This is a genomic window from Rhizohabitans arisaemae, assembly GCF_025996515.1.
GTDB lineage: Bacteria > Actinomycetota > Actinomycetes > Streptosporangiales > Streptosporangiaceae > Rhizohabitans > Rhizohabitans arisaemae.
The window spans coordinates 709,500-732,651 of sequence record NZ_BLRH01000029.1 but is presented as its reverse complement, the minus strand read 5'-3'; the positions used below and the strand labels follow the sequence as shown (position 1 = coordinate 732,651).

Here is a 23,152-nt window from a genome sequence, read left to right as displayed (position 1 = left end):
GTGAAAGTACCACCGGCCGTACCCATCGGTCGTCTAGGGCCGCCAAACCCGCCGATCAGTAGGTCGGCAGGCTCGGGTCCACCGTCTTGACCCAGCTGAGGACGCCTCCGCCGACGTGGACCGCGTCCGAGAAGCCGGCCGCCTTCACGATGGCGAGGCACTCGGCGGACCGGGCGCCCGACTTGCAGTGCAGGACGACCTTCTTGTCCTGCGGCAGCCGCTCCAGCGCCGAACCGTTGAGGAACTCACCCTTGGGAATGAGCACCGCCCCGGGAATGCTGACGATCTCGTACTCGTTCGGCTCCCGGACGTCGACGACGAGGATGTCGTCACCGCGCTCCTGCATGTCGCGGAGTTCCGCGGCGGTGATCGTCGAGCCGGTCGCGGCCTGCTGGGCCTCGTCGGAGACCACACCGCACCAGGAGTCGTAGTCGATCAGCTCGGTGACGGAAGGGTTCTTCCCGCAGAGCACGCACTCGGGGTCCTTCTTCACCTTGACGCTGCGATAGGTCATCTCCAGGGCGTCGTAGATCATAAGGCGCCCGACCAGCGGCTCGCCGATGCCCGCGAGGAGCTTGATCGCCTCGTTGACCTGGATCGAGCCGATGGAGGCGCAGAGCACGCCGAGCACACCGCCCTCGGCGCACGAGGGCACCATCCCCGGCGGGGGCGGCTCGGGGTAGAGGCACCGGTAGCACGGCCCGTGCTCGGCCCAGAAGACGCTCGCCTGGCCGTCGAAGCGGTAGATGGAGCCCCAGACGTACGGCTTGCCCAGCAGCACGGCGGCGTCGTTCACCATGTAGCGCGTCGCGAAGTTGTCCGTGCCGTCCACGATCAGGTCGTAGCCGGAGAAGACCTCCATCACGTTGTCCGTGGTGAGGGCGACGTTGTGGACGATCACGTTGACGAGCGGGTTGATCTCCCGTACCGAGGCCGCGGCCGAGTCGGCCTTGAGCCTGCCCACGTCGGACTGGCCGTGGATGATCTGGCGCTGCAGGTTGGACTCGTCCACGACGTCGAAGTCGATGATGCCGAGGGTGCCCACACCGGCGGCGGCCAGATACATCAGAGCCGGTGAGCCGAGGCCGCCCGCGCCCACACAGAGCACCTTGGCGTTCTTCAACCGCTTCTGCCCGGCCATCCCCACGTCAGGAATGATCAGGTGACGCGAATAGCGCTTGACCTCGTCGACGGTCAGCTCGGCTGCCGGTTCGACCAGCGGTGGCAACGACACGGTTCTGACTCCGCTTTCTCGGGGGCTTCTCAGGCTTGGCCGCAGGGCGTCCTGCAGTGGAGGGTCGCGGGTGACTTTCATCGCTCGCTCAAGAGTCCTAACCCTGCCCGGCTCGGTCCCATTCCCAAATGGGAAAACCTATCGGAAGACATCGGATCTTCGCCTCGTCCGGGCTTCCATCGGTGTCACCGAGGCCGTGCACACACCCGGGGACACGGGCTCACCCGGTCCCGACGCGTATGGCCTACCCGGAACGAGCATGATCATGCACCCGATCCGTCACATGTGGCCCGGAATCAACTCGGGCAGGTGATCAGCCCACGGGCCTCTTGCGCCACGAGCCCGGGATACTCCATCTGGGCTACGTGCCCGGCGTAGGGCAGCAGGACGACCTTGACCCTGGGGAACACCCGGGACGCCCGCGTCGCCATCCGCGGGTCGACCAGCCGGTCGTGCCGCCCGTGGATCAGCAGGGTCGGCGCCTGGATCAGGGCGGCCTGGCGCCACAGGTTGCGTTCGCCGCGGCGGAAGTACTCGGTGACCACCCCCCGCACCGCCCCGACGACGGCCTCGTCGCAGTAGTCCAGCTCGTCCCGGTCGACGAGCGCCTGGACGGCCTCGGCGAAACGCTGGGGGTGCACCCTCCGCGCGTCCGCGTAGATCATGGCGAGGGTGGCGGTGATCCGCCGTTCGGGGGGCAGCCGGCGAAGCCGCGAGACCGCCCACGCGCCGATGCCGGGGAGCCCGGCGGCCGCCGTACGGACCGGTGCCGGTCTCGGCAGCAGATCGGGCAGGGCCGGGGAGACGAGCGTGAGGGTACGGACGAAGTCGGGATGCTCGGCGGCGAGCCGGGTGGAGACGGCACCCCCCAACGAGTTGCCGAACAGGTGTATGGGAACGCCGAGCCGCCGGATGTAGCCCGCCACCGTCGACACCTGGGCGTCCACCGAGTAGTCGCCGGTGCTCGGTGAGGAACCGAATCCCGGCATGTCCAGCGCGTGCCCGGTGACCAGGTCGCCGAGCTCGCCCATGAGGTCGGTCCAGTTGGTCGAGGATCCGGCGAGACCGTGGACGAACACTGCGTGCTCCGCACCCGCCAGCTCCGGCGTCGAACGGACGAAGACGACCCGGTCCCCCAGGTCGACCCGCTCCCCCGGCCACTGCGGGAGCACCCCGTCCACCATGGTTTCGGCCATCTGCGCCTCCCATCAAGCCGTCTTGCGCGTACGGCGCCGCCGCGGCTCTCCCTCCGCCTTCGCCGAATCCGGCTCTCCCGAGGCCTTCTTCCGCGGCCCGCCCCGCGCCGGGGAACCACCGGCGGCCTTCTTCTCCGCCTTCCCCTCGCCCTTCCCCGCCGCGGCGCGCTCCCGCTTGGCCGCCTCCACGCTGGCGCGCAAGGTCGCCATGAGGTCGGCTCCGGCACCGGCCTCCGCGCCCTCGGGAGTCGGTCCGACGATTTCCTTGCCCTCCACTTTAGCCTCGATGACCTGCTCAAGGGCCTCCCGATAGGCGTCCTTGTACTCGGCGGGATCGAAGTCGGCGGCCATGCTGTCGATCAGCGATTCGGCCATCTTCAGCTCCTGGGACCGGACGTCCACCGGCTCCTGCAGGAACCCGAACGCCGCGGTGCGCACCTCGTCCGGCCAGAGCATCGTCTCCAGGACGAAGACCCCCTCCCGCACCCGGAGGGTGGCCAGGGCCTCGCGCTGGCGCAGCGCCACCTTCACGATCGCCACCTGGCCCGAGTTCTCGAGCGCGTCCCGGAGCAGGACGTACGGCTTGACGCCGACGGCTTCGGGCTCCAGGTAGTAGGACTTGGCGAAGTAGATCGGGTCGACCTGCTCCAACGGGCTGAACTGCAGCACGTCGATACGGCGCGAGGTGGTCAGCGGCAGCCTGGCGAAATCCTCGTCCTCAAGCACGACGGTCTCGCCGGTGGGCAGCTCGAAGCCCTTCGCGATGTCGCCGTAGGACACCTCTTCCCCGCAGACCGAGCAGACCCTGCGGTATTTGATCCTGCCCGCGTCCTTCCGATGGACCTGGTGAAAGGAGACGTCTCGCTGCTCGGTCGCCGAATACAGCTTCACGGGGATCATGACCAAGCCGAAGGAGATGGCGCCCTTCCAGATGCTGCGCATGACCGGTCCTTACCCGCAGAAGCGGAAATTTGCGCCTTAGTAAGACATAAGCCCGGGTAAAGGGCTTTTATGGCGGAGTTTCCGTATTTGATCAGGCCGATGCTGGCGGTCGCCGCCGACCTGCCCGCGGACGAGGCGCTCTGGGCCGCCGAGTTCAAGTGGGACGGCGTGCGGGCCCCCGCCTACCTGCGCGGCGGGACGGTCCGCCTGATGTCCCGCGGTGACCGGGACATCACCGAGGGATACCCCGAACTCGCCGCCCTCTCCACGCTGACCGGGCGGGAAGCCGTACTCGACGGCGAGATCGTGGCCTTCGACGACGAGGGCCGGCCCGACTTCGCGGCCCTCCAGCACCGCATGCACGTACGCGCCCCGTCCCGACGTCTGATCGCCCGGTTTCCCGTGGCCTACTACGCGTTCGACCTGCTCCACCTGGACGGGGTGTCCACCCTGCGGATGCCCTACACCGACCGGCGGCACGCCCTGGAGGCACTCGACCCCGGCGACCCGCTCCTGCGCCTCCCCCCGTCGTTCCCCGGCGCCGCCCGCGCCGTCCTGCACGCGGCCCGGAGCCGGCGGCTGGAAGGCGTGGTGTGCAAACGCCTGGACTCCCCCTACCTGCCGGGACGGCGCAGCGGCCTCTGGCGCAAGACCAAGATCCTCCAGTCCCGGGAGGTCGTCGTCGGCGGGTGGAAACCCGGCGCCGGACGGCGATCCCAGACCCTCGGATCGCTCCTGGTGGGCATCCCCCACCCCGCGGGACTCCGGTACTGCGGGCACGTCGGAACCGGGTTCACCGACGCGACGCTGCGCGACCTCACCGCCCTCATGCGCTCGATCCCCCGCGCCACCAGCCCTTTCACCGCCGCCGCGGGGGTCCCCCGCGAGCACGCGGCGCTCGCCCGATGGGTGGAGCCCGTCCTGGTCGGCGAGGTCGGATTCGCGGAGTGGACCACCGCCGGCGTCCTGCGCCACCCGGTCTGGCGGGGCCTGCGCCCGGACAAGGAGCCCGGCGAGGTCACGGAGGAGGCGACGTGACCCGGATCCGGGTCACGGTCGAGGGCCGGGTCCTCAGCCTGTCCAACCTCGGCAAGGTGCTCTACCCCCGGACCGGGTTCACCAAGGGGGAAGTGATCGACTACTACACGCGGATCGCCCCGGTCCTCCTGCCGCACCTGGCGGGCCGGCCGCTCACCGTCAAGCGCTACCCGAACGGGGTCGAGGGCCCGTCGTTCTTCGAGAAGAACGCCCCCGCGCACACCCCGGGCTGGGTCCGCACCGAGCGGCTGCCCGTCTCGGCGCGCGGCTCCGGGCGGGAGACCGTCGACTATTCGATCGTGGACGACCTGCCGACCCTGGTCTACTACGCCAACCTGGCCGCCCTCGAACTCCACGTGCCGATGTGGCGGGTGGGGCAGCCCCCCGATACCCTCGTCTTCGACCTCGACCCGGGCCCGCCGGCCACGATCGTGGACTGCTGCCGGGTCGCCCTCCTGCTCCGCGAGACCCTCACGGAGGACGGGCACCGCGGCTACCCCAAGACCAGCGGGAGCAAGGGGATGCAGCTGTACGTCCCCTGGGGCCCCGCCTGCGGCCGTACCGAAGGGTACGCCAAGACGCTGGCGCAGCGGCTGGAACGGGAGCACCCCGGCCTCGTCGTCAGCCGGATGACCAGGAGCCTGCGCGGCGGCAAGGTGCTGATCGACTGGAGTCAGAACAACCCGGCCAAGACCACGGTGGCCCCGTACTCGCTCCGCGGGCTCGCCGAACCCACGGTTTCCACCCCGATCGCCTGGGCAGAGGTGGAGAGCTGTGACCGTCCGGAGAGCCTGCGGTTCACCGCGCCCGACGTACTGGAGAGGGTCTCCGGCCAAGGGGACCTCTTCGCGGGGCTACATTGAGAAGAGCAGCGGTCAAGGCTCACCCGGAGCATTTCGTCAAGGGAGGCCAAAGATGTCGGAGATGGATGTACGGGGAGAAGAGCTGCCCTCCTCCGCCGAGATCGCGATCGAGACTCCGGAGGCGGACGCCGTCGAGCAGCAGCGGAGCCTGCGCCTTGAGGACGACGACCTGCCCGCGGAGGTGCCCTTCGGGGTGGACCCGGCGGACGCCGGGGATCAGAAGCGATCGGTCCCGCAGGATGAGGACGACTACCGCTGACCTGCGCTACTCACGCGTAGGATGACGGCTAAGCCGTGGGGGGGCCGCCTCCCGCGCCGAGGAGACATCGGAGAACGCCGTGACCACTACCCCGGATGTCAGACCCCGCGGCACCCGGCTGCCGCGTCTGGCCCGGCGCCGTCAGCTCCTCGGCGCCGCGCAGGAGGTCTTCGTGGCGCACGGCTACCACGCCGCGGCCATGGACGAGATCGCCGAACGGGCCGGCGTCAGCAAGCCGGTTCTCTACCAGCACTTCCCGGGGAAGCTGGAGCTCTATCTGGCCCTCCTCGACGAGCACGCCGACGAGCTGGTCAACCGGTGCCGGGTCGCGCTGGCCTCGACCACCGACAACAAACAGCGGGTCCTCGCCACCTTCGGGGCCTATTTCGACTTCGTCTCCGAGCAGGGCGAGGCGTTCCGGCTGGTGTTCGAGACCGACCTCCGGCACGTCGCCGCCGTCCGGGAGCGGGTCGAACGGATGCAGCAGGAGTGCGCGGAGCTCGTCAGTCAGGTCATCCAGGTCGACACCGGGGTCTCCAGTGACGAGGCCCACCTGCTGGGCATGGGGCTCGTCGGCATGTGCGAGGTGAGCGCCCGCTACTGGCTCTCCACCTACGGCTCCATCCCCAGGGACACCGCCGAGGGGCTCATGGCCCGGCTGGCCTGGCGTGGAATCGGAGACTTCCCCAGGACCACCTGAGGTGTTCGCTCGCCGCGATTCCCGGTGCGCGAGCGGCGCCCGACAAGCGAGCATGGGAACCGGCAGAGCCGGGCGGGTGAAGGGAACGACGTGGAAATCAAAATCGCCGTGAAGTCGGTCCACCACGAACTCATCGTGGAGACCGATATGACCATGGAGCAGGTGGAGGACGCGCTCAGAAACGCGCTCGCCGTCGAGCGAGGCGTCTTCGCCATCACCGACACGGGCGGCCGGCGGATCGTCGTTCCGGTCGCGTCCCTGGGGTACATCGAGATGGGCAAGGAAGAGCCGCGCATGGCGGGCTTCGCCGGCATGCTCTAGCCTGCCCCCTCCTCCGGCCGGGCGCCGGGGATGCGTGCCGTGGCGCGCGCTCTCGGCGCCGGGAGCGAAGGTGTTCGGAAACCGGGTGGTGTGCGGAACCGGGTGTCAGACGGGGTGCCCGTGGCCGATCCCGAAACCGTCCTCGAAGGTGCAACCGTAAGGACGCCTGAGCTCCTCACTGGTCCTGACCCCGTGCAATCTCGGGCTGGTCACCGGACAACCCGCGCTCATTCTGTGCAGGACAGCGCGGGAAGACCGGCGATTCGGCCCACATCTCATCAGGAAACTGCCGTGGCGGCGCGAGGCCCTCATACTCGAACGGTACAACCGTTTCCCGGCCACGCGCCGCTCGATGCGGAGACCGCCCCCGTTACGCGGTGGCGGAAAGGCCGAGCGAGGCCATGCGCTTGCTGTGGCCTTCCGTCAACCGGGCGAACATCCGCCCGATGTCGGCGGGATCGGGGTCGGAGGTGAGGAGCAGGGCGAGGGACTCCCGCTGGGCCGCCACCTGCTGCGCCTGACTGAGTGCCTCGCCGACCAGCCGCCGGGCCCAGAGCGCGAGCCGTCCGGCGATCTTCGGGTCCGCCTCGATCGCGGCCCGGACCCGCTCCACCACGAACTCCGATCGGTCGGCGTCCGCGAGCACCTCGTCGACGAGGTCGGACACCTTCTCGTCGACCCGGCTCGCCGCCTCCCGGTAGAAGTCGCCGGCGATGCCCGTACCCACATAGGCCTTGACCAACGCCTCCAGCCAGTCCCCCGGCGCGGTCTGCGCGTGAAACGCGTCCAGCGCCTCGGTGAAGGGAGCCATCGCCTCCTCGGGGTTCACCCCGAGCGAGGAAAGATGATCACGCAGGAGCCGGAAGTGGGCGTACTCGGCGGCGGCCAGATCACTGAGCGCCGCGCAGTCGGCCAGCGTCGGCGCAAGGGTGGCATCCTGCGCCATTCTTAGGAATCCGGTCAGCTCAGCGTAGGTGAGCACACCTAAGAGATCAACGACGCCGGAGGATTTCTCAGTCATGAGTGCAGGGTACGACGAGCGACTACGCACTGTCGGCTATCGCAAACATGCGGAAATCGATTGTCTCTTGTGCTATCGAGTACACTACTGTGTGAAAGTGCGACCGCGTAGTGTTAACCCCGGGGAAAAACTCGCGTTCAGGCGTCAGCCGGCTAGGTGACATCGGTAGGTCGCTTCCGCATCGGAGTGACGTTTCCGCGCGGGCCCGGCGGGCATTGGGGGGATCAGCGCCACCGCAGGCCCCGGAAGCCGATCTCCGCTCGAAACCTAGGCAGGACACGCTGACGAGTTTCCGAGACCTCGGAGTCATTCCAGAGATCGCCGATGCCCTTGAGACCGAAGGCATCATCCACCCGTTCCCAATCCAGGAGATGGCGCTGCCGATCGCGATCAGCGGTCACGACGTCATCGGGCAGGCCCGCACCGGAACCGGCAAGACCTATGCCTTCGGTGTGGCCATGCTCCAGCGCATCAACGGCATCGCGCCCAGCCTCCCGACCCCCGTGGAACCGGAGGTCGCGGGAGGCCGCAGACGTGGCCGTTCCTCCTCCCAACCCAAGGGAGTTGGCGTCCCGCCGCGCGGATTGGTCGTAGTCCCCACCCGTGAGCTCGCCATTCAGGTCACCGAGGACCTGGTGCTCGCCGGTGGCAAGCTCGGCACCCGGGTGCTCAGCGTCTACGGCGGACGCGCCTACGAACCGCAGATCGCCGCGTTGAACGAGGGGGTCGACGTCGTCGTGGGCACCCCCGGCCGACTGCTCGACCTGCTCCAGCAGCGCCACCTGGACCTCGCCTCGGTGGCCGTGCTCGTCCTCGACGAGGCGGACCGCATGCTCGACCTGGGCTTCCTCCCGGACATCGAGCGGATCGTCGCGGCGGTCCCGGCCAAGCGCCAGACCATGCTGTTCTCGGCCACGATGCCCGGTGAGATCGTCGCGCTCTCCAAGCGGTACCTCACCCGTCCCATGCACGTGCGCGCCGAGACCTCGGCGGAGGCCGAGGACACGTCGAAGACGGTTCAGCACGTCTGGCGGACCCACCGCATGGACAAGATCGAGATTCTCAGCCGAGCCCTGCAGGCGGAGAGCCGGGGTCTGACCATGGTCTTCTGCGAGACCAAACGCGCCGTCGACATGGTCGCCGACGAGCTGCACGTCCGCGGGTTCGCCGCGGCGGCGGTCCACGGCGACCTCGGTCAGGGACAGCGGGAGCAGGCGCTCCGCGCGTTCCGGGCCGGCAAGGTGGACGTCCTGGTCGCCACGGACGTGGCCGCGCGGGGCATCGACATCGACGACGTCACCCATGTGGTCAACTACGACTCGCCCCAGGACGACAAGACCTACGTCCACCGGATCGGCCGTACCGGCCGGGCCGGGCGCACCGGCGTCGCGGTGACCTTCGTCGAGTGGGACGAGCTGACCCGCTGGAAGCTCATCAACAAGATGCTCGACCTGGACTTCGCCGACCCGGAGGAGACGTATTCGACGTCGCCGCACCTGTTCTCCGTACTCGGGATCCCGGACGGAACCCGCGGGGTGCTGCCGCACGCCCGGCGTTCCCGGGCCGGGCTCGACGCCGAGAAGATCGAGGATCTCGGCGAGACCGGCCGCACCCGGTCCGCCCGTGGCCGGGGTTCCCGATCGGCCGAGGAGCGACCGGCCGACCGGCCGCCGCGGACCCCGCGCGAGCGGCGCCGTACCCGGGGTGGCCAGAGCCTTGAGCCGGCGACCGTGGAGGCCCCCATCGCCGTGGAGGCCCCCATCGCCGAGGAGGCCGCTCCGGCCCCCGAGGAGACGGTGACCGTGACCGTGGCCCGGCAGGTGCTCCCGATCGCGGCCCCCACCTCACCGTTCACCATCACCTTCCTGGCCCCGCCGAACCAGGCCCCCCAGGACACCGACCATCCGGACGACGACTTCGACTTCGACGACTTCCCCCCGTCGCCCACGGCACGCCCCGTACGGCGTAGGGCACGGACCGGTCGCCGTGTCTGAGGGGATGACAGCCCGTGCAGGCCATCGCGTGCCGTCCCGGACCGGACCACCACCAAGGTAACCAACAAAGATATTTAGCCGGTGTCCTCCCCCAGGACGCTGGGTATCGTGGTGCCACGTGAGTACGCCGCGATTCCTTACCCTGCCGCCGGGCGTGAGCCCGTACGCGGTTCGCACCGAGACCGGCACCTTCGCAGCCCTGGAGGCGTTGCCGGTCAACGGTGTCGCGGAGAGATGGCCCGCCCTGCTCGTCCCCGGCCTCACCGGGAGCAAGGAGGACTTCATCTCCGTGCTCCAGACCCTCGCCCAGGCCGGGCGCCGGATCCTCACGATCGACATGCGCGGGCAGTACGAGACCATCGGCCCCGACGACCCCCTCGCCTACAGCTGTGCGGCACTCGGCGAGGACATCGAATCGATCATCGCCTCGCTCGGCGAGCCGGTCCACCTGGTCGGGCACTCCTTCGGCGGCCTGGTCTGCCGGGAAACCGTCCTGGCCGGCAAGGTCGGCGTCGCCTCGTTCACCCTGATGAGCTCCGGTCCCGCGGCCCTCACCGGCAGCCGGCGAGGGGGCGCCCGGATGCTCATCGAGCGACTGCCCGTCGAGGGGATCGAGACGATCTGGAACACCCGGATGGAGCCCGACGCCATCGCCTCCGGAACCCCGGACGACGTCATCGACTTCCTCCGCAAGCGCATGCTCGCCAACTCCACCGCCGGCCTGATCGGCATGTGCCGGGAGCTGCTCTCCGCCCCGGACCGCTGCGACGAGCTGGCCGAGCACCAGGTGCCCAAACTCGTGCTGTGCGGCGAGCGCGACGACGTCTGGTCCCCCCTGGTCCAAGCCGAGATGGCCCAGCGCCTGAACGCCGAATGCGTGGTCGTGCCGAGTGCCGCCCACTCGCCCTGTGTGGAGGCCCCCGAGACCACGGCCGCCGCGCTCAACCGGTTCTGGAGCGAAGCCGAGCGCAGCGCGATCGCCTCCGCCCCCACCGTGCGGCGGTCGGCGGCCGGCTGATCAGGCCGCCGGGCCGTCGTCCTCCGGCAGGCCCGCCCACGGCCGGTGGGCGGGCGCGGCCCGCATCCCCTCCGGACAGCTCTGCCGGAAGTCACACCACCCGCAGAGCGGTCCGGGATTCGGGGCGAACAGCCCTTCCGTACCCGCTCCGTCCCGATATGCCTCGTCCGCGGCCGACGCCTCCACGGCCACCTGCTCGGCCCGCTCCACGTGCCGGGCCAGCGACTCCGGCGTGTGCTCCCAGGCGAGTACCGACCCGGAGGGGAGATGGTGGAGTTCGACCCGGCGGCAGACCCGGTGCATCATCCGCGCGGAGGCCATCGCGTAGATCGCCAGCGCGAGGGAGGACCGGGCGTCGTCGACCGTGAGCGCACGCCGGCCCGTCTTGTAGTCGACCACCACCAGCTCGTCACCGCGCCGGTCCAGCCGGTCGACCCGGCCGGAGACCGCGATCACCGCGGTCTTGGCGGCCACCGTGCGTTCCACGCCCACCGGTTCGTCGGCCGGATCCAGCCCGGACACGTAGGCCGACACCATCCCCTGCGCCCGGGACCGCCAGGCCGCCGACTGCCGCTCGTCCCGGAAACCCTCGGAGATCCAGCCGGTGAACACGAGCCGCTCCGCCGCGGCGGGGTCGCGCCGGGCCGGAGGCAGCCGCCACCAGCCCGCGAGCGCGTTGTGCACCGAGGAGCCGACGCTGTTGTGCGCCCACCGGGGGCCCTTGGGCGGCGTGGGCCGGTCAAGGTAGGTGAACCGGTAACGTCTCCGGCAGTCCAGCCAGGTGTTCAGGCGTGCCGGAGTACAGGGGTAGAGCCTGCTCGGCATCCCCTCCAGTCCCAGCTGCGTCATGCTCGCTCCGCTCTCAGCCGCGGCGCACGCCCAGGCCGGGGGTTCCCGGGCGCGGCCGCCTCACTTGCCGTCGGCTTCCTCCTGCTCGTCCTCGTCCTCGTCGTCGTCCTCATCCTCGTCGTCCGGGTCGTCCTGATCCTTGGACTCGAGCCGGCCGGCGATCCAGTCGTCGAAGTGACGCTCCTGGTCGGCGATGGTCGTCTCCTCGCCGTGCGCCGGCAGGACGCGGGTGTCGCCGGAGAGGGTGAAGAGCTTCTCCCCGATCGTGGTGAGCTCCAGGGACAGGTCGGGAAAGACCCCGCCGAGACGGCCGGGGCCGTCTGCGTTCAACGTCTTGCCGGTGAAGACCGCCTGCAGGCCCTCGCACAGGAGCGCGGTGCCGCCGGCGCTGACCCCCGGGGTGTGCAGCACCTCCAGCTCCACGTCGGCCACCTGGAAGCGGCCCTCCTCCTCCATGTCGATGTCCGGGGTGGTGTCCGCCCAGGTCTCGCGCCACAGGATCCGGTCCTTGGGGTGGAGCGCCACCATGGCCTCGTCACGCTCGGCCACCTCCAGGGCCGCGCCGACATGATCGGCGAACCCGTGTGTACAGATCACGGCGAGCACGACCCGCTCACCCACCTGCTTCAGGATCGCTTCGTGGTCCCGGCCCGGGTCGACGACGATGACCTCGTCGTCGTCCCCGATGATCCAGGTGTTGTTCTCCACCTCGTGCTCGACGTCGTCGATGCTCACGGTTCCGGTGGTCACGACTTTCTCAATGCGCGCTGTCACGCCATGAGACCTTACCGGCGCGGGCGGCTCACGATAAGCGCTCCGGCGTCGTTGGGCCCGACGCTCCCCGAGCCTCGGCGATCAGCCTCTCCAGCGTCTCGGGGGAGGTGGTCTCGCAGCCGAGGCGGTGGCCGGTGAACTCCCCGTGGTCGTCGCTGGAGCCGGTGACGGCCAGCCCCAGCTCCTTGGCCAGGCCGCGCAGTTCGGCCCGGGCGGCCGGATCGTGCTGCGGATGGTCCGCCTCCACGCCGAACAGCCCCGCCTCCGCCAGCTCGGCGAGCCACTCGGCCGGCATCGCGCCGCCCCTGGTCGGCGCCCACGCGTGCGCGAGCACCGGCACACCGCCCGCGGCCCGCGCGAGTCGTACGGCGGGTGCGGGGTCGAGCGCGTAGCGCGTCACGTGGGCGCGCCCGCCCGTACCGATCCACTCCGGGGTGAACGCGTCCTGGACGGTGTCGATCACGCCGACCTCGACCATCGCCCTGGCGATGTGCGCCCGGCCCACCACCCCGCCGCCGGCCAGCGCGGCGACCCGATCCCAGGTGATCGGGACGTCGAGCCCGATCAGCCGGTCCACGATGTCCCTGGCCCGGCCGACCCGGGCGTCCCTGATCCGCGCGCACTCGGCGGCCAGCTCGGGGTGGCCGGGATCGAAGAGGTAGACCAGAAGGTGGATGGCGCGGCCGTCGCGTCGGCAGGACAACTCCATCCCCGGGATCAGGGTGATGCCCAGCCGCGCCGCCTCGGCGCCCGCCTCGGCGAGCCCGGAGACCGTATCGTGATCGGTGAGGGCGAAAACGTCGAGCCCGGCGGCCTTCGCCCGCCGGGCCACGCCGGCGGGCGGCTCCGTGCCGTCGGAGGCGTTGCTGTGGCTGTGCAGATCGATGCGGGGTCCGGTCAAAGCTCTCCTATCCGTGGGGTGGTCGCGCCGAACGGGACGTCCGGGTCGTATTCCCGGAGATCGGAAAGGGCGAGACGCTCGATGGCCACCAGGCACCCCGCGTCGGCCGGCCAGGCCACGGCCCACAGCCAGTTGCCCAGTGCCTCCCCCACGTAGACGGCCCGGTCCTCCGCCGAATCCACGCACCACAGCGGCGTCGGGCGACCGAAGACGTCCACCTTCGCGTGGGGCGGCCCCTGATCGAAGCCGGCCCCGGGGTCGGGCCCCTCCAAACCGGCGAACGCGGCCCCCAAACCCGTCCCCGGCTCCTCCGCGATGAGGAGCAGGTCGGCGGGGCCGTCGGAGAAGGAGGGACCGGAGAGCGCCACCACACCCGCCCGGCCGCCGGTACGCTCGTCCCCCGCGGTGCCGAACCCCGTCACCAGCCACGCCGTCGGGAGCGGCCACGGCAACCACAGCGGAACCCGGGTGAATCGCCGGAGCTCGGCCATCGCCTCCGGCGAGGGGCGTGCGGGCCGGTACGGGAGAACCTCCCCGTGCGCATCACAGCGCCACGCGCTGGACCACAGATCCGGCGCGTGCAGCGGGCGGAAACACCGCGGACACCTGGGCGCGGCTCTCATGATTTCTGACAGTGCCCTCTCGCCTCCCCTCTCAAGCTTACTTCCCCGTAATCTTGGTTCCGTGCGTGTTCGATGTGTCGGCGCGGTGGTCCGGGACGGCGAGGACCGGCTGCTGCTCATTCGCCGTGCCAACCCGCCGGGAGCCGGGCTCTGGTCACTCCCCGGCGGGAAGGTCGCGCCGGGCGAGTCCGACACGGCCGCCGTGATCCGCGAGCTCCGCGAGGAGACCGGGCTCACCGTCACCGTGGGACGGCTGGCCGGGCGGGTCGAGCGACCCGCCGAGCACGGCGTCTACGAGATCTACGACTATCTCGCCTCGGTGACGGCGGGGCGGCTCCGCGCCGGGGACGACGCCGTCGACGCGGGCTGGTTCCCCGACGACGACCTGGTCCGGATGCCGCTCGTCCCCGGCCTGCTGGACGCGCTCCGGGAATGGGATCTCATCGGTTGAGGCTCGTCCGCCACACCGTCAGGTGGTCCGCCGAATAGGTGGTGCTCCGGCCGATCGCCACCACCTGGTTGCCGCTCACCGCGACGGTGCCGAGTCGCTGCACACCGGCCCCCATCAGGTCGACCGCGGCGAAGGTCTGGCTCTCCCAGGTCCGGCCGTCCACCGACACCCACGCCGCACTGTCCTCGGCACCGGGCGGGCCCGCGGACCCCACGGCGACCAGCCCGTCCGGCCCCGCCGCGAGATCGTCGACGTTCGCGGGCTCGTCGGCCGGCAGCAAGTGGGTGCTCCACTCCCGCCCGCCGTCCGCCGAGAGCGCGGCGAACGGGCGGCTGCGCCCGTCCTGCAGCGCCGTGCCGACCGCGACCAGCTCCGGACCCCGCGCGACCACGTGCCGGAGCCCGGCGCCGGCGGCCTCCTCCGGGACGATCCACGGAGCCGGACTCCAGGTCACCCCGTCGGCTGAGACCCAGGCCACGCCCTTCTCCCGGTCGCCGGAGCCGGTGCCGCCCACGGCGGCGAAACCACCGGGGGTGGCGGCGACGTCGTGGATGCGGACGCCCTGTCCCCCATTGGGGGGAGTTACCCGGGTGAACCGCTTGCCGTCGGGCGAATGCCAGAGCGCGGCGACGGTCGCGGTCGTGCTCTGGTCCTCCCCGGCGACGACGTAGCCCTTGGGGCCCGCCGCCACGGCGAACGCCCGGAGCGCGGGATGGTCGGCGGGCTGATCCCCGCGGACCGAGACCTTGCGCCAGGTGACGCCGTCCGCGGAGGCGACCAGCAGCGGCTCGGTCCTGGAGGGGGTCGTCTGCGTGCTCCCCACCGCCAGCCAGCCGTGCGGCCCGGAGACGACGTCCAGCAGCTCCTGGCGGTTGTCCCCGCCGAACACCGCGCGGCCGCCGCGTGCCCTGGACCAGGTGTTCCCGTTCGGGCTCGTCCACACCGCCGCGTCGCCGGCGGATCCGCCGACCACCGCCATCCGGTCCTGTGCCCCCACCGCGAGCCGGTAGATCCCGCGGGAGGCGAGGCGCAACCCGGGGATCCGCTGCGGTGGGACCCGTACGGCGGTCCGGCGGCCCTTCGCCGCGGTGAGCAGGACCGGGCGGTTGTCCAGGTCCCCGACCTTCTCGTCCCCGCCCACCACGACGGTGCCGCCGTCGGTCAGCGCCAGGCCGCGCAGGCGTCCGGAGACCGAGCCCAGGTCCGTCGACCGGCGCCAGCGCCTGCCGTCGGTGCTGGTGTAGACGGCGAAGCGGCGCAGCCCGGTCTCCACCAGCGCGGCCATCCCCGCCTTGGAGGTGGTCAGGTCGCGGACGCCCAGGCCGTCGGCGGCGAGTCCGTCCAGGCCGCCGCATTCCTTCCACTCCACCCCGCCCCGCGAGCAGTAGACCGGCACGGGTTTACGGGATCCGGCGGGCCGTTGAAAGGCGGGCAGGAGGACGAAGCCGCCGCGGGCGAGCGCCAGACCGCCGGACTCCGGGCGGAGCCGGCCGAACCGTCCGCCGACCCGCTGCCACCGCTGTCCCCCGTCCGGGGACATCATCAGGATCGAGGACCGCGGATCGCCCGCGGCCTCGGCGAGGGCGACCACCGAGTCCCCCCGCGCCACGACCGCCCGGATTCCGCCGAGCACACTCGACGCGCCGATCTGCGAGGGATCCACGCGCTTCCAGCCGATTCCGTCGGGCGAGGTCCAGGCCGCCGGTCCCCGGCGCCCGTCGGCCCCGGGGGCCGAGGCCCCGACCACGAGATATCCGCTCTGGGTACGGACGACGTCGTGGACGAGCTCGTTCGGGCCGAACGCCGTCAGGCGGGCCGAGTCCACGCCGGCCCAGCTCTGCCCGTCCTTGCTCACCCACATTCCGCGCGGCCCCGGGCCGCCCGCGTCCGTGCTGATCGCCAGCCAGCCGCCGGCTCCGCCCACCACCCGCCCGACCAGGCCGGACCCGGAGGAACCGGTCACCTGGCCGAGCCGCCACCGCTTCCCCCCGTCGACGGAGACGATGAACAGGGGCCGCGGCACCGGTGCCGTGGAGTCGCTGCCCACGACCACGACGGTCGACCCCCACGCCGCGGCGCCGTTGAGCACCTGCCGGGCGCCGTCGCCCCGGACGTCCGGCGGCGGTTTGAACTGAGCGTCGCCGAGCCGCGCCTCCCCGGCCGCCAAGGCGATCAGGGACTTCTCCGGCGGGGTGCTCCAGGCGTTCAGCACCAGCGCCCCGGCCCCGGCCAGCGCCGCGACACCGGCGACGACGACGATCGGGACGAGCAGCCTGCGCCGTTCCGGCGGTATGTCGCCGAAGCCGCGCCGCTTGTGCCTGCCCGTGGGCCTGCGGCGGGTTCCGTCGGCGGCGAGGACGTCCTCCGGCACCGGGTCGAACCCGCCCTCGACGGGCACCCCGTCGTCGTCTTCCGCCGGATCGAGCCAGTCCTCGTCGTCGAGCTCGGGCGGGCCGAACCGCCGGGCGCCCCTGCCGGGGCCTTTGGGCGGGGTCGGGCCGCTGCGGCGGCGGGACAGCTCGGGCAGGGCGGGCGGGAGCACCTCGGGCGGTCCGGCCCCGTCCTCGGGACGCCCGGGCGCGGCCGCCGCGCCGGGGAGGACCTCCGGTACGGGCTCCGCGGTCGCGTGGTGCGATCCGGCGGGAGGCCCCGAGGCCACCCGCCTGTCCCACGGGCCCCAGGGGGCGAGGTCCTCGTCGGGCTCGGTCGGCGCCGCCGCGTAGGGCCGGGAGTACGGGCGGCCTCTCCGGCCTTCCCGGGTGGCGCCGTCCCTCTCCTCCGGGGGTCCGGCGACCGGCGGATCGCCCGTCCCGTCGGGGGCGGCCAGGGGTTCGCCGGCCCACATCACCGGGGGTGCGGACTCACCTTGGATGTAGGGCCGGACCCGGCTCGGCTCCGGCGACGGGGTGAAGGGCGGCAGGGTCCACGGCGATTCGCGGTCACCGCCCGCCGGCGCCCGCTCGCCCTCCGGGCCCGGTGGCGCGTGCTCCAGCGCCGGCGGTGTCTCGGGGAGGCCACGGGATCGGCCCTGCGGCGGACCGGCGCGGTCGCCGGACTCACTCGGCGACGACCACGGCGAGCGCGGATCCTGGGGGTCCGAGGCCACGCGTAGCACCTCCTTGTCGGCAGCGTACCGTGGCCCGGAATTGCCGCCTATACGCCGCAATTTTGGACCGTACGCCAGCAGCACCGCGCATCTGCCACATTGACCCTCGCTTGTGGCAAATTACGCATGATCATACTGATACCCAGATCGCCATGCGTGCTCACTTCCCGGAGCCAAGAAGCTAGACCGGGACGGGGTTCCCGCGCCACCACAAGATCAACTTGCCCTCCTTTCTGGCATCTTTCCCGGTTGTCTTCTCCACCGAACTCAAGGTGATTAGCGGGGAATTGTTGAGTTTTAGGACACGACATATCTAAGGCACACCGATTGTCGGCATTGACATTGGTTGTCCGCTATCTCAAGGCGCCGGAGCGGTCAGTACCAGGTCGCGGGGATCCCGTGCGCGGCGGCCTCGCCGATGATGCGCTCCTCGCCACCCGGCCACAACCGGACGGCGACCGCGTAGACCAGACGACGATCCCGGTTCGAGCGAGGCTCGAAGGTGACGTACCCGAAGGGGCGGTCCACCTCGGCCGCGGCGGCGAGCCTGGCGAGCTCCCCCTCGGTCCGCGCCCACTCTCCGTCGGAGACGTACTGCCGCATCACCGAATGCCAGACCACGGTGGCCTGACCTCCCTTGAGGACGATCCCGGCGAGGAAGTCCGCGGCGCCCGCCCTGACCAGACGCGCGGGGGTCTCCTCCGCCACCTCGCAGGCCGCGCGAAGCCGGGCGATCCGGTCAGGCTGGTCGGGCCAGACGTAGGAGAGCAGCCGCAACCGGCCCTGCCGGGTCGTGGGGTCGATGGGGGCGACGTCGCACCCCACCCGGTCCACCACCACCGGGGTCTCCCCCTGCGGCCCCCGCCCGGGCTCCCAGACCTCCTCGAACACCACCGGAGAACCCTCGGGGCCCAAGGACCACGGACCGTCCCGGTAGCGGAACCGGTCGGCCCGGAGGTTCAGACCGGCGCTGCTGCCGATCTCCAGCAGCCGGATGGGCAGCCCGGTCGCGGCCGCCACGTGCCGAAGCCCGCCGATCAGCGGTACCGAACGGCCGATCTCGTTGGTCTGCGGCGGCGCGCCGAGCCCGGACCGGATCTCGTCGCGGTACTCGGCCAGCACCCCGGCGAACACCGGCCAGGCCAGCAGCGGATCGCGTGCGCCCCCGGCGCTCGGATAGTGGGCCGCCAGCTCGGGCAGCCTGCCCTCCAGCACCATCCGATGCACCACCCCGAGCAGCCGCAGTTCCAGCGCGGACCGATCGTGCTCATGCTCGTGACCGGCGAGCACCTCGGCGGTGATCCCGTCCCGTACGACGTCCTCGGCGGCCCGCTCCAGCAGGTTCGCGTACATCGGCGAACCCAGCGACGCACACGCCCGTGCCTGCCTGAGCAGGCGCTCCGACAACACCTTCGCCGACATGGCCCTCCTCTCCCGGCCGTTCAGGACGTCGTGCGCACCCCTTTGCGCCGAGCCAGAACGACCACGCAGATCGTGAAGATCGCCATTTGGACGACCGTGCCCACGATCGACTGCCACGGCACCGCCCCCTGCTTCAGCGCCGACTCCAGCTGTCCCGCGGCGGCGGTCACCCCGAACGCCACCACGTTGTTCACCACGTGCAGCGCGATCGCCGCCTCCAGCCCGCCGGTGCGGACCGTGAGCCAGGCGGCCACCACCCCGAAGGTGAAGACGTCCACGATGCCCCAGTCGGTGTACGCGTGCAGGTAGGTGAACGCCACGGACCCCAGCAGGATGCCCGGCCAGGGGTTGCGGAAGAAGGACCCGAACGCCTGAAGCAGCCAGCCCCGGATCGCGTACTCCTCGGCGGCCGCCTGGAACGGCACCAGCAGGAGCGTCACGATCAACGCGGGCAGGAACCGCTCCCAGCCCACCCAGCCGAACACGGTCTCGGACCGGCCGCCGGAGAGGGTGAGGGTCAGCAGCACCGCGAGCTGGGCGAGGACCACCGCCACCACCGCGACCGCCGAGCACAGCAGCATCCACCGCCAGCGCAGCCGCCCGGCCACCGAGGAGACGGTGCCGGGTGGCCGGCGCCCCACGAACCAGACCGTGAAGAACACCACCGGGAGCACGAGCGCCAGCCCGGCCAGGGTGACGCCCAGCTCCAGCAGGGGCTCCCCGAACAGCCTGCCCCCGGGGAAGACCGAGATCCCTCCCGCATAGGCGATCAGTATTCCGACGAAGATCGTCAGCATGGTGGTGACCAGTGCGCCGCCGACCACCAGCCCGGTGCCGAGGACCGGACGCCACCAGCGGTGCAGCGGGGTGCGGCCGAGCCGGTGGTAGGGCGTCCCGGGCGGCGCGGACACCGTCCAGGACGTGCGCACCTGGGGCGCCGGACGCATGGCGGGCGGGCCGGGGGGCGGACCGTACCCCAGCGGCACGCCCGTACCCTCCGGTCCTCCGCTCAAGCCCCCGGTGCCCTCGGGCACGGCCGGCTCCGAAGCGCGCCCGTCCGGAGGATTCGAATCGGGCTCACGGTCGGGTCCGGACATCTGCGACTCCTGCATATGTGGTCTTTCTTGATCGGTTGTATGTCGCGGCCGGGGGTCCGCGGTGTTCCGTCCTACCGTCTCCGGCATGGGGACGTGCGGACCGACGCGCGTGACGCGCGCCCGAATCGGCGGGCCGGACGCGTCGCAGACGTCCGGACCAAAGGCCCCTCACTCCGGCGGGGGTTCGAAGGTCTTGGTGGGGGTCATGCCGGCGGCCCGGCCCTTGGCCGAGACGACCAGGGCCATCTTCCTGGAGGCTTCGTCGATCATCTCGTCGCCGAGCATCACCGCGCCGCGCAGCCGGTGGCCCGTGGCGTGCTCGTAGGCGGCGAGGATCAGTTCGGCCTGGTCGAAGGCGTCCTGGTCCGGGGAGAACACCTCGTTGGCCGCCGCCACCTGGGCGGGGTGGAGCACCCACTTCCCGTCGAAGCCGAGCGCCGCCGAGCGCCGGGCCGCCCGCCGGTAGCCCTCCACATCGTGGATCTTGAGATAGGGACCGTCCACGGCCTGGAGATCACAGGTACGCGCCGCCAGCAGGATCCGCATCAGGATGTAGTGGTACGCGTCGCCCTCGGTGTATCCGGGAGGCTGCTCGCCGACGACGAGCGTGCGCATGTTGATCGAGGCCATGAAGTCGGCGGGGCCGAAGACGAGCGCCTCCAGGCGGGGGCTGCTCGCGGCGATCGCGTCCACGTTGACCAGACCCCGGGCGTCCTCGATCTGCGCCTCCACCCCGATCCGGCCCACGGGCAGGCCGACCGTCTTCTCGATCTGGGTGAGCAGGATGTCCAGCCACCGCACCTGGGCCGGGTCCTGCACCTTCGGCAGGATGAGGCAGTCCAGGCGGTCGCCCGCGCCCTCGACCACCTCGATGACGTCCCGGTAGGTCCACCGGGTGGCGAGGTCGTTGACCCGTACGGCACGGATCTTGCCGCTCCAGTCGCCCTCGCGGAGGGCGGCGACGACGTTCTTGCGGGCCTGCTCCTTGGCGAGGGGGGCGACCGCGTCCTCCAGGTCGAGGAAGACCTCGTCCACCGCGAGCCCCTGCGCCTTCTCCAGAAAGCGCGGGTTGCTTCCGGGCACGGCCAGGCACGAACGGCGGGAACGCGGGCTCGACCCCATCTAGGCGGTCCTTTCTCCAGAGTTGCCGGGTGACGTCCACGCTAGCCGAGGCCGGACGGCACGCTGTGGTCGACTCGGCGCCCGCTCGATCGGGACTCCGGCGGTCGCCTGTAGAAGACCCACAAAGGGATCTCGCGGTTGTTGACCGGGGTGGCGTACCGGTAAGCGACCCCTTACCCGAAGAATAGGTGTGGATTAGGAGGAAATCATGGCAAATACGCAGACTGTCCCGGTTTTGTCGGATCTTGTGCCCGGCAAGCTCGTCAGGGACGTCGGCCTGGTGGTCGGCGCAGCCGTGCTCACCGGCATTTCCGCGCAGCTCACCTTCCCCATACCCGGCACGGTCGTGCCCTTCAGCTTCCAGACCCTCGTCGTGCTGCTCTCCGGCGCCGCGCTCGGCTTCCACCGCGCCGCGCTCAGCATGGTCCTCTATCTCGCCGCCGGCGTGGCCGGGGTTCCGTGGTTCGCCGGAGGCAACTCCGGATGGGCGGTGCCGACCCTCGGCTACGTGTTCGGGTTCCTCCTCGCCGCCGTCGTGGTCGGCGCGCTCGCCCGGCGCGGCGGGGACCGCACGGTCGTGCGCACCGTGGTGACGATGGCGCTGGGCACCCTGCTCATCTACGCGGTCGGCGTGCCGTGGCTGATGAGCTCGACCGGCATGGACCTGTCCACCGCGCTCGCCAAGGGCGTCGTCCCGTTCCTCATCGGCGACGGCATCAAGATCGCTCTTGCCGCGGGCCTGCTCCCCGCCGCCTGGAAGCTGGCCGGAGGGCGTGGCAAGCTGGAGCGGTGAGCCTGCCGCTGATCGAAGAAGCAGCCAAGAAATCGGGTGTGCTGTGGGTCGGATCGCGCCTCGCCTGGCACGTCTGGCATGACGGCGCGATCTACCTGGTCACCGGCGGGGCCGAGCAGCGACTGCCCGGCCTCGCCACGACGCCCCGGACACCGGTGACACTGCGGAGCAAGGACTCCGGGGGTGCGCTCATCACCTTCGAGGCCGAGGTCACCGTGGTGGCCCCGGGGACGAAGGAGTGGGACGCCGCGGTCCCCGTCCTCGCCAAAGAGCGCCTCAACGCCCCCGACACCGAGTCCATGCCCGCGCGCTGGGCCGCCGAGTCCACCGTCCTCAAACTCCGCCCCACAGGCACCTGACCCCCATGCCGTACGGGCTCCGCGGGCCGGCGGTCTAGCCGCTCGCGCCGCGGAGGGCGGGCCGGGCGCCCGGGGACGGGTCCACTTCAACGGACTCGTGATCGGGTACGGGCCCGGCCTGCGGCAGCCGTACCGTCGCCCGCTGGGCGAAGAAGACCCCGACGAGCACGATCAGGCCGCCGAGGATCTGGAACGGGCCGAGCCGCTCGCCGAGGACGAGGAAGGCCACGACGGAGGCGGCCACCACCTCCAGGGAGGCGACGGTCGCCCCGACGGCCGCCGACAACCGCCGGACGGCCATGACCCCCGTGGTGTAGGCGACCACCGTGCCCACCACGACGAGCCAGCCCGCCGCGAACGCCACCGGAATCGACAGGTCGCCGAGTGAGACCGAATCCCCGAACGCGGCCCACGGCAGGGACCACGGGGTGGCGAGCGGCGCCAGGACGAACGCTCCGCCGACGAACCCCCAGGAGATCAGCCCCAGTGGGTCCATGTCGTTGCCGTGGCCGTCGCTGAGCAGGAAGTACCCGGCCAGACCCGCGGCGGCGCCCAGGGCGAGCAGAATGCCGACGACGTCCAGGGTGATCCCCTGCCACGCCTCCACGACGACGGCGAGGCCGATCAGGACGACGACCGAACCGAGGTAGGCACCGACCGACAGCCGCGTCCGGCGCACGAACCTGACCCAGAGCACCACCAGGACGGGCCCGGTGTACTCGATCAGCAGGGCGATCCCGACGGGGAGCCGGGTGATCGCCGCGAAAAACAGAAGCTGGGTCCCGGCGACGCCCACGAGGCAGTATCCGACGAGGTGTCGGAGGCGTCCCGGGGGGATGCGCAGCGCCTGCGGCTTTAGCGCCGCCACCCCGGCGAACATCAGGACCGCGGCGAACAGGACCCGGATCCACACGGCCTGGAGCGAGGTGAGCCCGGCCTGGTTGAGCAGCTTGGCCGCCGGTCCGGAGAACGCGAAGCACACCACCGACACCAATGCCAGAACAAGCCCTACCCGCCGCATCCACCACACCTCCCGGGAAACTGTCCCAATTATCCGTAATGAGTGTCA

Annotated in this window: 23 protein-coding genes; 10 read left to right on the top strand and 13 right to left on the bottom strand. The window is 71.2% G+C overall.

All coding sequences use genetic code 11. The features are described from left to right. Window positions 1–55: 55 nt before the first annotated feature. The 3 genes from moeZ to ku all read right to left on the bottom strand — a co-directional run bounded on the left by moeZ (window position 56) and on the right by ku (window position 3,372). Window positions 56–1,234 (bottom strand): adenylyltransferase/sulfurtransferase MoeZ, encoded by a 1,179-nt coding sequence (moeZ, locus tag RUR_RS14860; RefSeq protein ID WP_283135608.1) that lies wholly within the window; start codon window positions 1,232–1,234, stop codon window positions 56–58. Window positions 1,235–1,530: 296 nt separating this feature from the next. Next, a complete protein-coding gene (locus tag RUR_RS14855; protein WP_283135607.1) occupies window positions 1,531–2,430 on the bottom strand; it encodes an alpha/beta fold hydrolase in 900 nt (299 codons plus the stop codon). 12 nt (window positions 2,431–2,442) lie between these two features. After that, window positions 2,443–3,372, bottom strand: coding sequence for a non-homologous end joining protein Ku (gene ku / locus RUR_RS14850; RefSeq protein WP_283135606.1), 930 nt, complete (start codon window positions 3,370–3,372; stop codon window positions 2,443–2,445). A gap of 69 nt (window positions 3,373–3,441) precedes the next feature. Here ku and ligD (RUR_RS14845) point away from each other — a divergent pair, with 69 nt between their 5' ends. From ligD (RUR_RS14845) to RUR_RS14825, 5 genes are all read left to right on the top strand, one after another. Continuing rightward, window positions 3,442–4,410 (top strand): non-homologous end-joining DNA ligase, encoded by a 969-nt coding sequence (gene ligD, locus RUR_RS14845; RefSeq protein ID WP_283135605.1) that lies wholly within the window; start codon window positions 3,442–3,444, stop codon window positions 4,408–4,410. Next, window positions 4,407–5,273 (top strand): non-homologous end-joining DNA ligase, encoded by an 867-nt coding sequence (ligD, locus tag RUR_RS14840; protein WP_283135604.1) that lies wholly within the window; start codon window positions 4,407–4,409, stop codon window positions 5,271–5,273. Before ligD (RUR_RS14845) ends, ligD (RUR_RS14840) begins: the two co-directional genes overlap by 4 nt. A 52-nt stretch (window positions 5,274–5,325) precedes the next feature. Then, window positions 5,326–5,532, top strand: coding sequence for a hypothetical protein (locus tag RUR_RS14835; protein WP_283135603.1), 207 nt, complete (start codon window positions 5,326–5,328; stop codon window positions 5,530–5,532). A gap of 79 nt (window positions 5,533–5,611) precedes the next feature. Then, window positions 5,612–6,232 (top strand): TetR/AcrR family transcriptional regulator, encoded by a 621-nt coding sequence (locus RUR_RS14830; RefSeq protein ID WP_283135602.1) that lies wholly within the window; start codon window positions 5,612–5,614, stop codon window positions 6,230–6,232. Window positions 6,233–6,322: 90 nt separating this feature from the next. Further along, window positions 6,323–6,553 (top strand): DUF3107 domain-containing protein, encoded by a 231-nt coding sequence (locus RUR_RS14825; RefSeq protein ID WP_283135601.1) that lies wholly within the window; start codon window positions 6,323–6,325, stop codon window positions 6,551–6,553. 370 nt (window positions 6,554–6,923) lie between these two features. Here RUR_RS14825 and RUR_RS14820 read toward each other — a convergent pair whose 3' ends face one another. Beyond that, window positions 6,924–7,574, bottom strand: a complete 651-nt coding sequence (locus RUR_RS14820) for a ferritin-like fold-containing protein (RefSeq protein WP_283135600.1) — start codon at window positions 7,572–7,574, stop codon at window positions 6,924–6,926. Between the two features lie 371 nt (window positions 7,575–7,945). Between RUR_RS14820 and RUR_RS14815 the strand changes: the two genes are divergently transcribed. Both RUR_RS14815 and RUR_RS14810 read left to right on the top strand, forming a co-directional pair. Continuing rightward, window positions 7,946–9,568, top strand: coding sequence for a DEAD/DEAH box helicase (locus RUR_RS14815; protein WP_283135599.1), 1,623 nt, complete (start codon window positions 7,946–7,948; stop codon window positions 9,566–9,568). Between the two features lie 118 nt (window positions 9,569–9,686). Next, window positions 9,687–10,586, top strand: a complete 900-nt coding sequence (locus RUR_RS14810; protein WP_283135598.1) for an alpha/beta fold hydrolase — start codon at window positions 9,687–9,689, stop codon at window positions 10,584–10,586. On the opposite strand, the gene RUR_RS14805 is transcribed toward RUR_RS14810, so the two are convergent. The 4 genes from RUR_RS14805 to RUR_RS14790 are packed head-to-tail and all read right to left on the bottom strand — an operon-like array spanning window position 10,587 to window position 13,733. Beyond that, window positions 10,587–11,435: a RecB family exonuclease gene (locus tag RUR_RS14805; protein ID WP_283135597.1), complete on the bottom strand. Its 849-nt coding sequence runs from the start codon at window positions 11,433–11,435 to the stop codon at window positions 10,587–10,589. 60 nt (window positions 11,436–11,495) lie between these two features. Next, on the bottom strand, window positions 11,496–12,209 hold the full coding sequence (locus RUR_RS14800; RefSeq protein ID WP_283135596.1) for an MBL fold metallo-hydrolase: 714 nt from the start codon (window positions 12,207–12,209) through the stop codon (window positions 11,496–11,498). A 28-nt stretch (window positions 12,210–12,237) separates the two neighbouring features. Beyond that, a complete protein-coding gene (locus RUR_RS14795) occupies window positions 12,238–13,110 on the bottom strand; it encodes a PHP domain-containing protein (protein ID WP_283135595.1) in 873 nt (290 codons plus the stop codon). After that, window positions 13,107–13,733 carry a DUF6758 family protein gene (locus RUR_RS14790; protein WP_283135594.1) on the bottom strand — a complete coding sequence of 209 codons (627 nt, stop codon included), beginning with the start codon at window positions 13,731–13,733 and terminating at the stop codon, window positions 13,107–13,109. The genes RUR_RS14795 and RUR_RS14790 overlap by 4 nt, the downstream gene beginning before the upstream one ends. 61 nt (window positions 13,734–13,794) lie before the next feature. On the opposite strand from RUR_RS14790, the gene RUR_RS14785 reads away from it, so the two are divergent. Further along, window positions 13,795–14,184, top strand: a complete 390-nt coding sequence (locus RUR_RS14785; protein ID WP_283135593.1) for an NUDIX hydrolase — start codon at window positions 13,795–13,797, stop codon at window positions 14,182–14,184. Here RUR_RS14785 and RUR_RS14780 read toward each other — a convergent pair. The 4 genes from RUR_RS14780 to RUR_RS14765 form a co-directional block, all read right to left on the bottom strand. After that, the gene (locus RUR_RS14780) at window positions 14,174–17,290 is read right to left on the bottom strand and encodes a hypothetical protein (protein ID WP_283135592.1); all 3,117 of its coding nucleotides are present in this window, start codon (window positions 17,288–17,290) and stop codon (window positions 14,174–14,176) included. The genes RUR_RS14785 and RUR_RS14780 overlap by 11 nt on opposite strands. Window positions 17,291–17,665: 375 nt before the next feature. Then, the gene (locus RUR_RS14775) at window positions 17,666–18,712 is read right to left on the bottom strand and encodes a DUF2332 domain-containing protein (RefSeq protein ID WP_283135591.1); all 1,047 of its coding nucleotides are present in this window, start codon (window positions 18,710–18,712) and stop codon (window positions 17,666–17,668) included. 20 nt (window positions 18,713–18,732) lie between these two features. Further along, window positions 18,733–19,809 (bottom strand): CPBP family intramembrane glutamic endopeptidase, encoded by a 1,077-nt coding sequence (locus RUR_RS14770; protein WP_283135590.1) that lies wholly within the window; start codon window positions 19,807–19,809, stop codon window positions 18,733–18,735. A 168-nt stretch (window positions 19,810–19,977) separates the two neighbouring features. Continuing rightward, on the bottom strand, window positions 19,978–20,931 hold the full coding sequence (locus tag RUR_RS14765) for an HpcH/HpaI aldolase/citrate lyase family protein (RefSeq protein WP_283135589.1): 954 nt from the start codon (window positions 20,929–20,931) through the stop codon (window positions 19,978–19,980). A gap of 208 nt (window positions 20,932–21,139) precedes the next feature. Here RUR_RS14765 and RUR_RS14760 point away from each other — a divergent pair, with 208 nt between their 5' ends. Continuing rightward, the gene (locus RUR_RS14760; RefSeq protein WP_283135588.1) at window positions 21,140–21,724 is read left to right on the top strand and encodes a biotin transporter BioY; all 585 of its coding nucleotides are present in this window, start codon (window positions 21,140–21,142) and stop codon (window positions 21,722–21,724) included. Further along, a complete protein-coding gene (locus RUR_RS14755; protein WP_283135587.1) occupies window positions 21,721–22,083 on the top strand; it encodes a hypothetical protein in 363 nt (120 codons plus the stop codon). Before RUR_RS14760 ends, RUR_RS14755 begins: the two co-directional genes overlap by 4 nt. A 34-nt stretch (window positions 22,084–22,117) precedes the next feature. Here RUR_RS14755 and RUR_RS14750 read toward each other — a convergent pair whose 3' ends face one another. After that, a complete protein-coding gene (locus RUR_RS14750) occupies window positions 22,118–23,104 on the bottom strand; it encodes an EamA family transporter (protein WP_283135586.1) in 987 nt (328 codons plus the stop codon). Between the last annotated feature and the right edge of the window lie 48 nt (window positions 23,105–23,152).